This is a genomic window from Cellulomonas sp. PhB150 (assembly GCF_003755175.1).
Taxonomy (GTDB): Bacteria; Actinomycetota; Actinomycetes; order Actinomycetales; family Cellulomonadaceae; genus Cellulomonas.
This window is the reverse complement of record NZ_RKHX01000001.1, coordinates 296,719-310,153: the sequence shown is the minus strand read 5'-3', so window position 1 is coordinate 310,153 and position 13,435 is coordinate 296,719. Positions and strand designations below refer to the sequence as shown.

Here is a 13,435-nt window from a genome sequence, read left to right as displayed (position 1 = left end):
AGGCTGGCAAGCGTGCCTGCGCTGATCAACCCGAGCATCCTGTCCGCCGACTTCGCCAACCTCGAGCGTGATCTCGGCCGCATCGCGAACGCCGACTACGCGCACGTCGACGTGATGGACAACCACTTCGTGCCGAACCTGACGCTCGGCGTGCCGGTCGTCACGCGGCTCGCCGAGGTGTCCCCGGTGCCGCTCGACCTGCACCTGATGATCGAGGACGCCGACCGCTGGGCTCCCGCCTACGCCGAGGCCGGCGCCGCGTCCGTGACGTTCCACCTCGAGGCCGCTCAGGCGCCCGTCCGGCTCGCGCGTGAGCTGCGCGCCGGGGGAGCACGCGTCGGCGTGGCCCTGCGACCCGCGACGCCCGTCGAGCCCCTGCTCGACCTGCTCGACGAGATCGACATGATTCTCGTGATGACCGTCGAGCCCGGGTTCGGCGGCCAGTCCTTCATCGAGGGGACGCTGCCCAAGATCCGTCGCGCCCGGGCCGCGACCGACGAGGCCGGCGCGGCGACGTGGATCCAGGTCGACGGCGGCGTCGCGCGCGGGACCATCGCCCGCATCGCGCAGGCCGGTGCCAACGTGTTCGTCGCCGGCTCGGCCGTCTACGGCGCCGACGACCCGGCCGCCGAGATCGACGCGCTGCGGGCACTCGCCACATCCTGAGACGACGCACACGCGTCACCAGCGGGAATGCGCCGTGTGGCAAGATCGTTGGCGCAAGAGCAACACGTGCTCCGGGGTCGGTGCAATTCCGAGCCGGCGGTGACAGTCCGCGACCCGCGTCGTCCTTCGGGACGGAGCGGTTGACCTGGTGGAACTCCAGGACCGACGGTGAAAGTCCGGATGGGAGAAGTACGTGGCGACGCGCGGCAACCCCGCGCGCCGTGGCTGGCCGGACCGTTCCGGCTGCGCCTACCCCGGAGCCGCCAGGCTGTCCGGGAGGTGGACGATGACCAGCACGACGAGCACGCGTGCCGACTCCGCGAGCCCCGTCGAGACCGCCGCGCTGCGCCGGGCGTTCGACCTCGCGCGCCGCGGTCCCGCGATGGATCCCAACCCGCGCGTCGGCTGCGTGCTGCTGTCCGCCGACGGCACGACGATCGGCGAGGGCTGGCACCGGGGTGCCGGCACGCCGCACGCCGAGGTCGCCGCACTCGCGGACGCAGCCGCACAGGGCCACGACACCCACGGAGCCACCGCCGTCGTCACGCTCGAGCCCTGCAACCACACCGGCCGCACGGGCCCCTGCACCGAGGCGCTGGTCGCCGCGGGCGTCCGCCGGGTGGTCGTCTCGGTCGAGGACCCCAACCCGCTGGCCGCGGGCGGCGCGGCCCGCCTGCGTGCCGAGGGGATCGACGTCCTGGCCGGCGTGCTGGCCGACGAGGGACGCCAGGTGCTCGGCGCATGGGTCCACGCGGTCGAGCGCGACCGCCCGTTCGTCACCCTGAAGATCGCCAGCACGCTCGACGGCCGCATCGCGGCAGCCGACGGCTCGAGCCGGTGGATCACCGGCCCGGTCGCCCGCCAGCACGCCCACGACCTGCGCGCCGAGGTCGACGCGATCGCGGTCGGTACCGGCACGGCGCTGACCGACGACCCGAGCCTGACCGCCCGCACTGCGGACGGATCGCTGCACGGGCACCAGCCGCTGCGCGTCGTCGTCGGCCTGCGCGACCTGCGCGACGATGCTGCGCTGCGCGGCCCAGGCGGGGAGCTCGTCCAGGTCCGCAGCCACGACCCCCACGAGGTGCTGGTCGCGCTCGCCGCGCGCGGCGTCCGGCACCTGCTCGTCGAGGGCGGCCCCACGCTCGCCGCCGCCTTCCTCCGCGCCGGCCTCGTCGACGAGGTGCACGCCTACCTCGCCCCCGTCCTGCTCGGCGCAGGCCGTCCCGCGGTCGACGACCTCGGCATCACCTCGATCGACGGCGCGCTGCGCCTCGTGACCCGAACGGTCCTTCCCCTCGGCCCCGACGTCCTCGTCGTGGCCACACCCGAACCACCAGCACAGGAGTCCTGATGTTCACCGGCATCATCGAAGAGATCGGATCCGTCGAGAGGATCGAGCACGGCGACGGCGACGCGCGCCTCGTCGTGCGCGGGCCGCTCGTCACGAGCGACGCACACCTCGGCGACTCGATCGCCGTCTCGGGCGTCTGCCTCACCGTGACGGACCTGCCCGGCGACGGCACCTTCGCCGCGGACGTCATGCCCGAGTCGTTGCGCCGGACGGCGCTCGGCGACCTCGCGCAGGGCGGCACCGTCAACCTCGAGCGCGCGCTGGCCGTCGGTGGCCGCTACGGCGGGCACGTCGTGCAGGGGCACGTCGACGGTGTCGGCACGATCCTGCACCGCACGCCCGGGCCGCGCTGGGACGAGGTCGAGATCGCCCTCGAGCCCGAGCTCGCGCGGTACGTCGCGGAGAAGGGCTCGATCGCCGTGTCCGGCATCTCCCTGACGGTCACGCACGTCTCCGACGCGGCGTTCGGCGTGTCGCTCATCCCGACGACGCTGGAGGCGACCACGCTGGGCACGCTGCGGCCCGGCGACCGGGTCAACCTCGAGGTCGACGTGCTGGCCAAGTACACCGAGCGGCTGCTGGCGACCGCGGGGGTCCTTCGGTGACCGCGGGCACGATCGAGCAGGCCCTCGAGGCGCTGCGCCAGGGCCGCCCGGTCCTCGTCGCCGACTCGCCGGACCGCGAGAACGAGGCCGACGTGATCCTCGCCGCCCAGTCCGCGACGCCCGAGTGGATCGCCTGGACCATCCGCCACTCGTCGGGCTACCTGTGCGCCCCGATGACCGCCGCCCGGGCCGACGCGCTCGACCTGCCGCTCATGGTGCCCAAGAGCCAGGACCCGCGCCGCACGGCCTACACCGTCACGGTGGACGCCGCGACGGGCGTCACGACCGGCATCTCGGCCTCCGACCGCGCGCGGACGCTGCACGTCCTGGCCGACCCGGCCTCGGGGCGCGGCGACCTCATCCGCCCGGGCCACGTGCTGCCGCTGCGCGCCGTGCCCGGGGGAGTGCTGCACCGCGCGGGCCACACCGAGGCCGCCGTCGACCTGTGCCGCCTGGCCGGGCTCGAGCCCGTCGGCGCGATCGCCGAGCTGGTGAACGACGACGGCACCATGACGCGCCTGCCCGCCGCCGCCCAGCTCGCGGCCGACGAGGGTCTCGTCCTGATCACCATCGAGGACCTGGTCGCGTGGCGCCGCGAGCACGACGACGAGGTGGTCCCGCAGGAGCCCGTCACGCACCAGCGCGTGCACGCCACCCACACCGCCTACCTCCCGACCAAGCACGGCGACTTCCGCATCCACGGCTACCGCGACCTGCGCACGGGCGACGAGCACGTGGCCCTGGTCCCCACGGGCGGGCTCTCGGCCCACCCGGTCGTCCGGGTGCACTCCGAGTGCCTGACGGGCGACGCCTTCGGCTCGGCCCGGTGCGACTGCGGCCCGCAGCTCGACGCGGCCCTGCAGCTCGCGTCCGAGCAGGGCGGCGCGGTCGTCTACCTGCGCGGCCACGAGGGACGCGGCATCGGCCTGCTCGCCAAGGTCGCGGCCTACGCGCTGCAGGACGAGGGCCGCGACACGGTCGAGGCCAACCTCGACCTCGGCTGGCCCGCCGACCGCCGCGAGTACGGCGCGGCCGCCGCGATCCTCACCGACCTCGGCGTCACGAGCCTGAGCCTCCTGACGAACAACCCGGCCAAGGTCGCCGGCCTGCGGGCGCACGGCATCGACGTGAGCGACGTGCACGGACTCCTCGTGGGCCGCACGCCGCACAACGAGGCGTACCTGCGGACCAAGGCGACGTCGATGGGCCACGTGCTCGACCTCGACGCCCGCGAGCCCATCCCCGTCATGCCGACCCGTGCGGCACCCGCAGCACCCGGCACCGACACCACCGACCACGCGTTCGAGAACCTGGAGGACCTGGCATGAGCGGCGCCGGAGCACCGACCCTGCACGTCGACGGGAGCGGCCTGAAGGTCGTCGTCGTCGCCGCGAGCTGGCACACCGTCGTGATGGACGGGCTGCTCGCGGGCGCCCGCCGCGCGCTGACGGCCGCGAACGTCACCGACGTGACCGAGATCCGCGTGCCCGGCACGTTCGAGCTGCCCGTCGCGGCCCGCGCCGCGGCCGCCGCGGGCGCGGACGCGGTCGTCGCGCTCGGGGTCGTCATCCGCGGCGGCACGCCCCACTTCGAGTACGTCTGCCAGGCGGCGACGCTGGGCCTGACGGACGTGGCTGTGCAGACCGGCATACCCGTCGGGTTCGGCGTCCTGACCTGCGACGACGACGCCCAGGCTCTCGACCGCGCGGGCCTGCCGGGCTCGCACGAGGACAAGGGAGCCGAGGCGGCCGAGGCTGCTGTGGCGACGGTCGTGGCGCTGCGGGAGCTCTGAGTGTTCCTCGACCTCTTCAACGCGACCCTGACGATCGCCGGGCACGACATCGCCTGGCGGGAGATCGTCGGCAACGGCTTCGGGCTCGCGTCGGCCGTCGGCGGCATGCGCCGGCGCGTCTGGGCGTGGCCCGTCGGCATCGTCGGCAACGTGCTGCTCTTCACGGTGTTCCTCGGCAGCGTCTTCGACACGCCGCAGGACCGCAACCTCTACGGCCAGGCCGCGCGGCAGGTGTTCTTCATCGTCGTCTCGGTCTACGGCTGGGTGCGCTGGCGGCAGGCGCAGGCCGAGGGACGCGCGCACGGCGACGAGCACGCGGCCGCGGTGGTGCCCCGCTGGGCCGGTCGCAACGGCTGGATCCTCATCGGCACGGTCGCTGTCGTCGGCACGGTCGTGTTCGCGCAGATCTTCCGCGCGCTCGACTCCTACGGCCCGTGGGCGGACGCGTGGATCTTCACCGGCTCGTTCCTGGCGACGTACGGGATGGCGCGCGGGTGGATCGAGTTCTGGCTCATCTGGATCGCCGTTGACGCCGTCGGGGTGCCGCTGCTGTTCAACGCCGGCTACTACCCGTCCGCAGTGCTCTACATCGTGTACGCCGGGGTCGTGCTTTGGGGGTTCGTCGTCTGGTTCCGGCAGCGCGACCGGCAGTCGGACGGCGACCGGCCACTGCCCGAGCAGCCCCTACTGTTGGCCGAGTGAAGACCTTCGACTCCCTGTTCGCCGAGCTCACCGAGAAGGCCGCGACCCGTCCCGAGGGATCGGGCACCGTCGCGGAGCTGGACGCGGGCGTCCATGCCATCGGCAAGAAGATCGTCGAGGAGGCCGCCGAGGTGTGGATGGCCGCCGAGCACGAGGGCGACGAGCGGACGGCGGAGGAGATCTCGCAGCTCCTGTACCACCTGCAGGTCCTCATGATCGCGCGCGGCCTGACCCTCGAGAGCGTCTACACCCACCTGTGAGAAAGGACCTCGCTTCGTGCTGAGGATCGCCGTCCCGAACAAGGGCTCCCTGTCCGAGCCCGCAGCCGCCATCCTCAAGGAGGCCGGCTACCGCCAGCGCCGCGACTCGCGCGAGCTGGTCCTGCCCGACCCGGACAACGACGTCGAGTTCTTCTTCCTGCGCCCTCGCGACATCGCGGTGTACGTCGGCGCCGGCACGGTCGACGTCGGGATCACCGGTCGTGACCTCATGCTCGACTCGGAGTCCGACGCGGTCGAGCACCTGCCGCTCGGGTTCGCACGCTCGACCTTCCGGTTCGCGGCGACCGCCGGCGGCATCGCGACCGTCGGGGAGATCCACGGCCGCCGCGTCGCGACGAGCTATCCGGTGCTGGTCACCGCGTACCTGCGCGAGCACGGCGTCACGCCCTCCGGCGTCGTCCGGCTCGACGGGGCCGTCGAGACCGCCATCCGCCTCGGTGTGGCCGACGTGATCGCCGACGTCGTCGAGACCGGGACGACGCTGCGCGCGGCGGGCCTGGAGATCTTCGGCGACCCGATCCTGCGCTCCGAGGCAGTGCTGGTCCGCCGTTCCGACGTCGAGGCCCCCGCCGGGCTCGACGTGCTGACGCGGCGCCTGCAGGGCGTGCTCACCGCCCAGCAGTACGTGCTCATGGACTACGACGTGCCGTCGAACCTCGTCGAGCAGGCCGTCGCGATCACGCCGGGTCTCGAGTCGCCGACGGTCAGCCCGCTGCACAACGGCGACTGGTCCGCGGTGCGCGCGATGGTCCGCCGTGAGGAGACCAACCGCGTCATGGACTCGCTGTACGACGTGGGTGCGCGCGCCATCCTGGTGACGTCCATCCACGCGTGCCGGCTCTGACGGCGGTGACGTTGGACGAGCTCTACGCCCCGTTCCGGCCCCGGCTCGCCCGGATCGTCACGCTCGTCATGGCCGTCGTCGTCGTCCTCGGCACCGTCGTGGTCATCGTCTCGATCCCCGAGCTGGGCCCGGCGGACCAGATCGGCTTCGCGCTGCTGTGCCTGCTCATCGTCTGGTTCTGCTGGCGCCAGTTCTCGGTCGCGGCGACCCCGTCGGCCGACGGGCTGGTCGTCCGCAACCTCATGATCACCACGCGGCTGGCGTGGGCCGAGGTGGTCTCGGTCCGCTTCGGCTCGGGCCGGCCCTGGGTCCAGCTCGACCTGGCCGACGGGGACACCCTGGCGGTCATGGGCGTTCAGCGCGCGGACGGCGAGCGCGCCGTCGCCGAGGCGCGGCGGATGGCGACGCTCGTCGCGCAGCACACGGCGACGCAGCGCGACGACTGACCACGCGCGCGCAACGCACCTGAATGCAACGACTGCCGGCCATCCACGCCGGAACCGAATCGGATGCTGCGAACGCTCCTCGCGGTGCCAAGTGGGCCGGTCCGAGATCTCCACTGCGCCGGCGTGGATGCCGATACGCGACGAGTGACCGCAGTAGCTAGCCGCCGAGCCTCTGCTGGGCTCGGAGGCAGCGGCATTTGCCCTCTACACCCCGGTGAACCAGACACGCTCTTTCGGTGAGCCGCTTGTATTCATGTGCGTCGAGTGGGCTCGGCCGTCGGATTCGGATTTCTTCAGGAACTCGTGCCACGCCTCGCGGCCAAACGTCAGCGCCCACGCCGAGCGCCGATCATCTTCGGCGGGAAGCCGAGTTGCGGAGTCGATCACGATAGAAGAGTAGTGACTCGCCTCGAGTTTTCTCGAAAAGAATCCAAAAGCATCACTGAAGCCATCGTTGCTTTCAGTACTTAAGCCAAGCTCCTTTCGAATCGCGGCATCGGATGTCAAGAACGCCGTGGCCGTCATCAGTTCGTCGACAATAGTCAGAGAGTCGACCACCAGCGTGCCAGGCGTGATTCCACGGGCGTCGATGTGTCGAATGGAGCAACGTCGAACTTCGACTTTGGAGCCAGGGTCCATGACGAGTAGGTCGACTGAACAATCTTCGAGAACATACGAAGCACCAGAAGGTGCATGTATCTGTCCGCCGCAAATCGCACCGGCAAGAGTCACAACATTTGCGCTACTAGCTTGCAACGCGGTCTCGGACCAAATAGATCCTAGGCTTGTGCGCGCTTCTATATGGTCGTCTATTGACCCCTGCAAGCTCGCTACGGTTGTTTTGAGACCGCTCAGCACAGAGGTTAGAGGTGCTATCGCGACCTGCTCCTTGAACAGCCTTGCCGTAAGCGGAGACACGGCCACAGTGGTGCAAAACTCCACGATCTGTTTAGTGGATTTTCCTGAGAGTTGCTTCGCAAGAAAATACTCGTAAACGACAGTGTGCGCAAAGCTAAACGAGTTCTCATCCTCGCTCCACTCGGCACTAACCGCGCATAGTGTGGTCAGTCGCCGTTTCGCCGGCATTGAGAGCTCTGCACCATTGGCTCCCTCGGCTGCAAGTTGCAGGTCTGACTCCGATACCTCCGAACTGCCCGACCGAGCCGCAATTTCTGCCACTTCTCCCAGAGTCGCGGCGAGCACGCTGCGACCAAGTAGCGGTTCGCCTTCCGGGCCCTGGAGTTTCTTCTGCTCGCGCCGCAGGTAGCTGTCGAGGACGAATTCAATGAATTCGGTGGGCTCGTTGAGTGCAGCCCAGGAAGCGAACGAAGCGCAAAAGAATGGCGTCGATATCAGCCGCCGTAGCCGGGGCTCACTCTCGCGGAAAACCTCATATTGGCCCACGGCGCTCAGCGCACTTATGACTTGCGCCTCGGTGAGTGGAAGAATCTCCGCGCTATCTATCCTAGGTGGCCAATTCTGCGCGGCTTGGACAGCCACCTGATTGCTGATGCGAGTCTCGGCGTACGATGATCGCGCGCTTAGCACGATCGTGCCGTGTCCTCGGAGTTCGTCAAGGATTGGCTGAATCGCCTTTAATGGCTCGTCATATGTGCGGAAGCCAAGCAATTCGTCGAATCCGTCTATAACCAGCACGAGGAGCCCAGCACGGCAGAGCGCTAGAACGCCCGTTTTGTCAATAAGCCGAGTTTCCGCAACGCGGCTCTCGATTAGAGTGTCAAGCGTGTTGGCGGCCCGGCCGCTCGACGATATAAACAGAACAATTGGGTTGCCTTGGTCCTCTCTACCGTCCGATGCGTCTCCGAGAGAAGTGCGCGCAAATCGCAATAGGGAGTGCGTCTTTCCTGCGCCAGCCTCGCCCGTGAAGGTTACAAGCCGAGTCCCTCCGTTGAATCGATACGCACTTTCGGCGATGCTTGCACAAAATGCTGAGAACGTTGGACTGCCACTGCCGTTGGGAAGATCGGCAGACGTTCGGACGAATTGCTCCAGGTGAGGCAGTTCTACGAAGCGATGTTCGAAGAGGCTGGAGTTGAGTTCCGACTGAGCATTTTGTGTCTCTTCTAGATCCGCTGCGAGGCGCGCTTTCAACAGGTCCCAGTTGCTAACGCTCTTCAACAGATTTCGGTACGCCGAGGCATTTCCTTCTGTCCACCAGATGCGCTCGCCATGTGGCGCGAGATGGAATCTGTCAATGCGTGGCTCTGGTCCCTCAGAAGTGCGCCGACTCCACTGCGCCACGAGCGCGACGCCATCGGTAGCATCGTCGACAAATACTCGCACGTCCCGATTTTCGGCAAATCCGCGGAGGTCGCGTTCGATATCGCTGGCAAATGATTCGAATTGCCGGACTGCAGCTCTGGGGCGAATCGACGCGAGTTTGGCTAGAACTTGTTCGTCTCGAATATCGATCGCCGAGCCTTCTGCGGGCCAGTACTTCGCTGAGGCTCCATCGTAGTCGTTAAGAATGTACGGCTTGCTGGATGCGAGATAGAAGAATGGTGGCGCAACAAGTTCTGGATGATGGTCTGCGATTTGATGGATGTCCCGGTTGTTCGCCGTAATTGCGTCCAGCAGTGCTGAGATATCCAGGCCCGGTGGAACAGGACCGCCGTGAAACACCTCATTGCGTGCCGTGCGAAAGCTGATCGTTCCGGTGCCGACTGCTTCCGGAGTCGCGGCGATGTGCGCTAGGCGCGTCGCGCACTCGCTGCAACTAATTGTTTCGGTCCGGATGCGCACGTATTCCGTCCACTTCTCGAGCGATCCGGGAAAAAGCGGAGCGTCTGTTCCGGACGTACCGGCAACAATGAGACCAGCGGTGCGCATTTGGAATTCGATGTGGGCGAGCGATCGCGGCACGTCATCTGCGGCCGCGGGCCTGATAAGGCCCCTGATCATGTTCACACGGTCCCCATAACTTCGCGCTGTTCGCGGACGTGGCGACACTACTCGGTAGTTCGCCCACCAGGCGGCAAGCTGAACGTGGGACTAGGTTGTCCGACTCAGACACGGACCTCATGAGCTCACACAAGGTCAGCATCACGCATCGGGGGAGCGGAGAAGGGGGTGGTGCGATGTGTGGGAGCACCGAAACGCGCTCGGGCGTCTCGGCGAGGTCGTCGCGCTTAGCCAGTTCGGGACGAGCACCCGGTGGACTCGATTCTGCTCGCCAGCCGGCTTGTTGGCGGTTCAAGATCTGGGAGAGAGATTGGCGGTTAGCCGAAGCTCACGTCACGAGTGCAGCCGCGTGCACACCCGCGACCGCGGCGGCGAGGAACGAGGCCGGGTCCTGGTCGAGCCCCCGCCCCATCGTCGAGAGCCGCACCGGGGTGTCCGCGAGCGCGGCGCGCAGCTCGGCGCCGGCGGGGACCTCGAAGAGCCGGTGCATCACCGACAGGTACGAGACCTGGTCGGCGATCAGATCGTTGAGGCGGGCGAGCTCACCGTCGAGCACGGGCACCGGGACGTCGGCGGGTCGCATCGCCACCCGGCCGTAGGCCGTCAGCGAGTGGTGCGAGACGCCGAGGTGCCGCTCCCGCTCGTCGGCCCCCGACACCCGCAGGGAGGCGACCGGCCGGCCGCGCAGGACGACGGCAGCGTTGATCGCTTCGCCCGCGGCGACGCCGGAGAAGCCGAACTGCGTCCCGGTCCCGAGGTTGCCCGGTCCCTGCGCGACGATCGCGAGGTCCGCGCCGACGACGTGCTTGGCGGCCAGCAGCCCCGTGTGCACGGTGACGGCCTCGAGATCGCCGCCGAAGGCCTGCCCCGTCGTGATGCAGGACTCGATCCAGCCGGCCTCCCGCAGGCCCGCGACCGCGCGCGAGAACCACGCGGGCAGCGCGCCCCCGTCGGTCATGACGTACGCGACCCGCAGCGGGCGTGAGGACGCGTGCCGGACGCCCGCGAGGATCGCGGGCAGCGCCGAGTGCAGGTCCGCGACCACCACCGGCATGCCGCGCAGGTCGTCGGCGTCGCGCAGGACGTCGTGGAACTCGGACTCCTGGTCGTCGACCCCCAGGACCATGGTCTGCAGCGGCGTGTACCGCGCCTTGACGAGGTGTCCCGGCCCGGCGGGCGCGTCGGCGGGGAGACGCCCGTCCGGCGCGACGACGAGCGCGTAGCCGCCGGTCCCGAGGCCACGGGCGAGCGCCGAGACGTTGAGGACCACCCGGTCCCCGACGGCGAGGGGGCCGACGAGCTCGGGGTAGGCGAGCGCCTTGACGCGCGCCGGCAGCGACGGGTCCGCCCACGGTTCGTCGAGCGCCACCCGCAGCTCGCTCGCTCCGGGCCACGTGGGCCCGACCTGCTCGACGACACCCGCACGCCACGTGATCACCGCTCCACGCTACCGGCCACTACGGTGGTCCCCGATGGCCACCACACCTGCCGCCGCCGAGCGCCTGCTCAACCTCGTCATCGCCTTGGTCAACACGCCGGGCCGGATGACCAAGGAGCAGGTGCGCACCACCGTCGCCGGGTATGGCGACGCCCCGTCCGACGACGCCTTCGAGCGGATGTTCGAGCGCGACAAGGACACGCTGCGCGAGCTCGGCGTGCCGGTGCTGACGGTCACGGACGCCAGTCACGGCGACGACTTCGGGTACCGCATCGACCTCGACACGTACGCGCTGGCCCCCATCGACCTGACGGCGGCCGAGCTCGGCGTGCTGACGATGGCCGCCGAGCTGTGGCAGGACCGCTCCCTGCGGGCCGACTCGACGCGCGCGCTGACCAAGCTCCGGGCGGTCGGCCAGGCACCGGGCTCGACCGACCTCGTGGCGGGGCTGACGCCGCGGGTGCGGGACGGCGGGGGAGCGTTCGCGCCCCTGGTCGACGCGGTGCAGTCGCGGCAGGCCGTGCGGTTCACCTACCGCGCGGCGACGTCCGGCGAGGTCCGCGAGCGCGTCGTCGAGCCGTGGAAGCTCCTCGCCCGACGAGGGGGATGGGTGCTGGTCGGACGTGACCGCGACCGCGGTGCGAGCCGCTCGTTCCGCCTGAGCCGCATCGAGGGAGCCGTGCGGACGGTCGGACCGGTCGAGGCGTTCGAGACCCCGGCCGCCGACGAGCTCGCCGAGGCGCTGTCCAGCTGGGACAGCGGGACGCGCGGCGTGGCGACCCTCGCGGTCCTGCCCGAGCGGGCCAGCGCGCTGCGCACCCGGCACGTGCCCGACGACGCTCCGCACCCCACGGTCGAGGGGCGCGACGTCCTGCGCGTGCCGTACCGGGCCCAGTGGGAGCTCGCGGAGGAGGTCGTCGGCTACGGCGACGCGGTCCTCGTCCTGGAGCCGGCCTCGCTGCGCGACGCCGCCCTCTCCCTGCTGCGCACGGCGGCAGCCCTCGACGACAAGGAGCCGGCCCGTGGCTGACCGCGCGAGCGACCGCCTGCTGCGCATGCTCGGCATGATCGCCTACTTGGACCGGCACGAGGGCGTCCCGGTCGGGGAGATCGCCGAGCACTTCGGCGTGAGCGCCGCCCAGGTGATGCAGGACGTCGAGCTGCTGTGGGTCACCGGCACGCCCGGGTACCTGCCCTACGACCTCATCGACTTCGACGCGTCCGCGTACGACCAGGGCGTCGTGCGGCTCACCGAGGGCCGGGGGATGACCCGCCCGCTGCGGCTCGGCGCGCGCGAGGCGGTCTCGCTGGTCGCGGCCCTGCGCGCGCTCGACGGCGCGCTCGGCCCGGCGCTGGACGACGAGCGCGCCGCGGTGCTGCGCTCCGCACTGGCCAAGCTCACCGCGGCGACCGGCGACGCAGCGACCGCCGTGGACGTCGCGCTGGCGGCCTCGGGGACCCCGGGCGTGACGTCCGCGATCGCCATGGCGCTGCGCGAGGGCCGTCGCCTGCACATCCGCTACGTCAACGCCTCCGACGTCGCCACGGAGCGCGACGTCGACCCGATCCGCCTGGTCACCGACGACGAACGCTCGTACCTGCTCGGCTGGTGCCGTGCGGTCGACGGCGAGCGGCTCTTCCGGGTCGACCGCGTGCTCGACGCCGTCGTCCTCGACGAGGCGGCGGAGCAGCACGACGTCGCGCCCGGCGCCGACACCTTCGCGCCCTCGTCGTCCGCCGAGCTCGTGACGCTGCACCTCGCGAGCCGGGCCCGCTGGGTGGCCGAGGTCACGCCGGTCGAGGCGGTGCGCAACCACGAGGACGGCTCGTTCGAGGTCGACGTGCGCGTGGTCAACCGAGACTGGCTCCAGCACCTGCTCCTGCAGGTCGCCGGCTCGGTGGTGAGCATCAGCCCGCCGTCGGTCTCGGCCGATGCCGCCGCGGCCGCGCGGTCGGCGCTCGACGCGTACGAGCGGCTGGCGCTCCGATGATCTGGTTCGTGGTCTGGACGGTGCTCGTGCTGGGCGCCCTCGTCGTGATCGCCGTCCTGCTCCGGAGGCTGTGGCGCCAGGCCGTCGCGCTCGGGCGCCAGCTGGCGGAGGCGTCCGACGTGCTCGCGCGCCTCGCGGACCAGGTCGAGGCGCTGCAGGCCGCCCAGGAGCGGGACCCGGACCTGACGGCGCCGGCGCTGTTCGACGACCCCGACGTGCTGCGCGCGCGACTCGCGGCGCTGCGGGACTCCGCGGCGGGACGCAGGGCCGAGCGCACGGAGCGCGCCGCCCGGACCGCCACGGGCTGGCGCGCGTACTGGAGCTGACGCGCGCGTCGCAGTGCACGGGGAGCACGGCCCACGGCCCGGCGAGATACGATCGACGGTGGTCGTGT

Annotated in this window: 14 protein-coding genes and 1 riboswitch; of the genes, 12 read left to right on the top strand and 2 right to left on the bottom strand. The window is 70.2% G+C overall.

Going from position 1 to position 13,435, the window contains the following annotated elements:
- Nucleotides 1-12: 12 nt before the first annotated feature.
- From rpe to EDF34_RS01445, 9 genes are all read left to right on the top strand, one after another.
- Nucleotides 13-666 (top strand): ribulose-phosphate 3-epimerase, encoded by a 654-nt coding sequence (rpe, locus tag EDF34_RS01485; RefSeq protein ID WP_123369610.1) that lies wholly within the window; start codon nt 13-15, stop codon nt 664-666.
- Nucleotides 667-728: 62 nt separating this feature from the next.
- Nucleotides 729-863, top strand: a riboswitch (FMN riboswitch).
- A gap of 89 nt (nt 864-952) precedes the next feature.
- Nucleotides 953-2,020 carry a bifunctional diaminohydroxyphosphoribosylaminopyrimidine deaminase/5-amino-6-(5-phosphoribosylamino)uracil reductase RibD gene (gene ribD / locus EDF34_RS01480; RefSeq protein WP_123369609.1) on the top strand — a complete coding sequence of 356 codons (1,068 nt, stop codon included), beginning with the start codon at nt 953-955 and terminating at the stop codon, nt 2,018-2,020.
- The gene (locus EDF34_RS01475) at nt 2,020-2,625 is read left to right on the top strand and encodes a riboflavin synthase (protein WP_123369608.1); all 606 of its coding nucleotides are present in this window, start codon (nt 2,020-2,022) and stop codon (nt 2,623-2,625) included. Before ribD ends, EDF34_RS01475 begins: the two co-directional genes overlap by 1 nt.
- Entirely contained in the window at nt 2,622-3,953 is a 1,332-nt protein-coding gene (gene ribB / locus EDF34_RS01470; protein WP_123369607.1) for a 3,4-dihydroxy-2-butanone-4-phosphate synthase, read from the top strand. The genes EDF34_RS01475 and ribB overlap by 4 nt, the downstream gene beginning before the upstream one ends.
- Nucleotides 3,950-4,417 carry a 6,7-dimethyl-8-ribityllumazine synthase gene (gene ribH, locus EDF34_RS01465; RefSeq protein ID WP_123369606.1) on the top strand — a complete coding sequence of 156 codons (468 nt, stop codon included), beginning with the start codon at nt 3,950-3,952 and terminating at the stop codon, nt 4,415-4,417. The genes ribB and ribH overlap by 4 nt, the downstream gene beginning before the upstream one ends.
- Complete coding sequence (pnuC, locus tag EDF34_RS01460) at nt 4,418-5,119, top strand: nicotinamide riboside transporter PnuC (RefSeq protein WP_123369605.1); 702 nt, start codon at nt 4,418-4,420, stop codon at nt 5,117-5,119.
- The gene (locus EDF34_RS01455; protein WP_118767703.1) at nt 5,116-5,379 is read left to right on the top strand and encodes a phosphoribosyl-ATP diphosphatase; all 264 of its coding nucleotides are present in this window, start codon (nt 5,116-5,118) and stop codon (nt 5,377-5,379) included. The genes pnuC and EDF34_RS01455 overlap by 4 nt, the downstream gene beginning before the upstream one ends.
- A gap of 16 nt (nt 5,380-5,395) precedes the next feature.
- A complete protein-coding gene (gene hisG, locus EDF34_RS01450; protein ID WP_123369604.1) occupies nt 5,396-6,244 on the top strand; it encodes an ATP phosphoribosyltransferase in 849 nt (282 codons plus the stop codon).
- Nucleotides 6,232-6,690, top strand: coding sequence for a PH domain-containing protein (locus tag EDF34_RS01445; RefSeq protein ID WP_233575127.1), 459 nt, complete (start codon nt 6,232-6,234; stop codon nt 6,688-6,690). The genes hisG and EDF34_RS01445 overlap by 13 nt, the downstream gene beginning before the upstream one ends.
- Nucleotides 6,691-6,894: 204 nt before the next feature.
- Here EDF34_RS01445 and EDF34_RS17405 read toward each other — a convergent pair whose 3' ends face one another.
- The gene (locus EDF34_RS17405) at nt 6,895-9,612 is read right to left on the bottom strand and encodes an NACHT domain-containing NTPase (RefSeq protein ID WP_148076551.1); all 2,718 of its coding nucleotides are present in this window, start codon (nt 9,610-9,612) and stop codon (nt 6,895-6,897) included.
- Nucleotides 9,613-9,940: 328 nt separating this feature from the next.
- The gene (locus EDF34_RS01440; RefSeq protein ID WP_123369603.1) at nt 9,941-11,050 is read right to left on the bottom strand and encodes a DUF3866 family protein; all 1,110 of its coding nucleotides are present in this window, start codon (nt 11,048-11,050) and stop codon (nt 9,941-9,943) included.
- Nucleotides 11,051-11,084: 34 nt separating this feature from the next.
- On the opposite strand from EDF34_RS01440, the gene EDF34_RS01435 reads away from it, so the two are divergent.
- Genes EDF34_RS01435 through EDF34_RS01425 form a run of 3 tightly spaced genes read left to right on the top strand, consistent with a single transcriptional unit; the run spans nt 11,085 to nt 13,367 of the window.
- Nucleotides 11,085-12,080, top strand: coding sequence for a YafY family protein (locus EDF34_RS01435; RefSeq protein ID WP_123369602.1), 996 nt, complete (start codon nt 11,085-11,087; stop codon nt 12,078-12,080).
- The gene (locus EDF34_RS01430; RefSeq protein ID WP_123369601.1) at nt 12,073-13,041 is read left to right on the top strand and encodes a YafY family protein; all 969 of its coding nucleotides are present in this window, start codon (nt 12,073-12,075) and stop codon (nt 13,039-13,041) included. The genes EDF34_RS01435 and EDF34_RS01430 overlap by 8 nt, the downstream gene beginning before the upstream one ends.
- The gene (locus EDF34_RS01425) at nt 13,038-13,367 is read left to right on the top strand and encodes a hypothetical protein (protein WP_123369600.1); all 330 of its coding nucleotides are present in this window, start codon (nt 13,038-13,040) and stop codon (nt 13,365-13,367) included. Before EDF34_RS01430 ends, EDF34_RS01425 begins: the two co-directional genes overlap by 4 nt.
- The last annotated feature ends 68 nt before the right edge of the window (nt 13,368-13,435 follow it).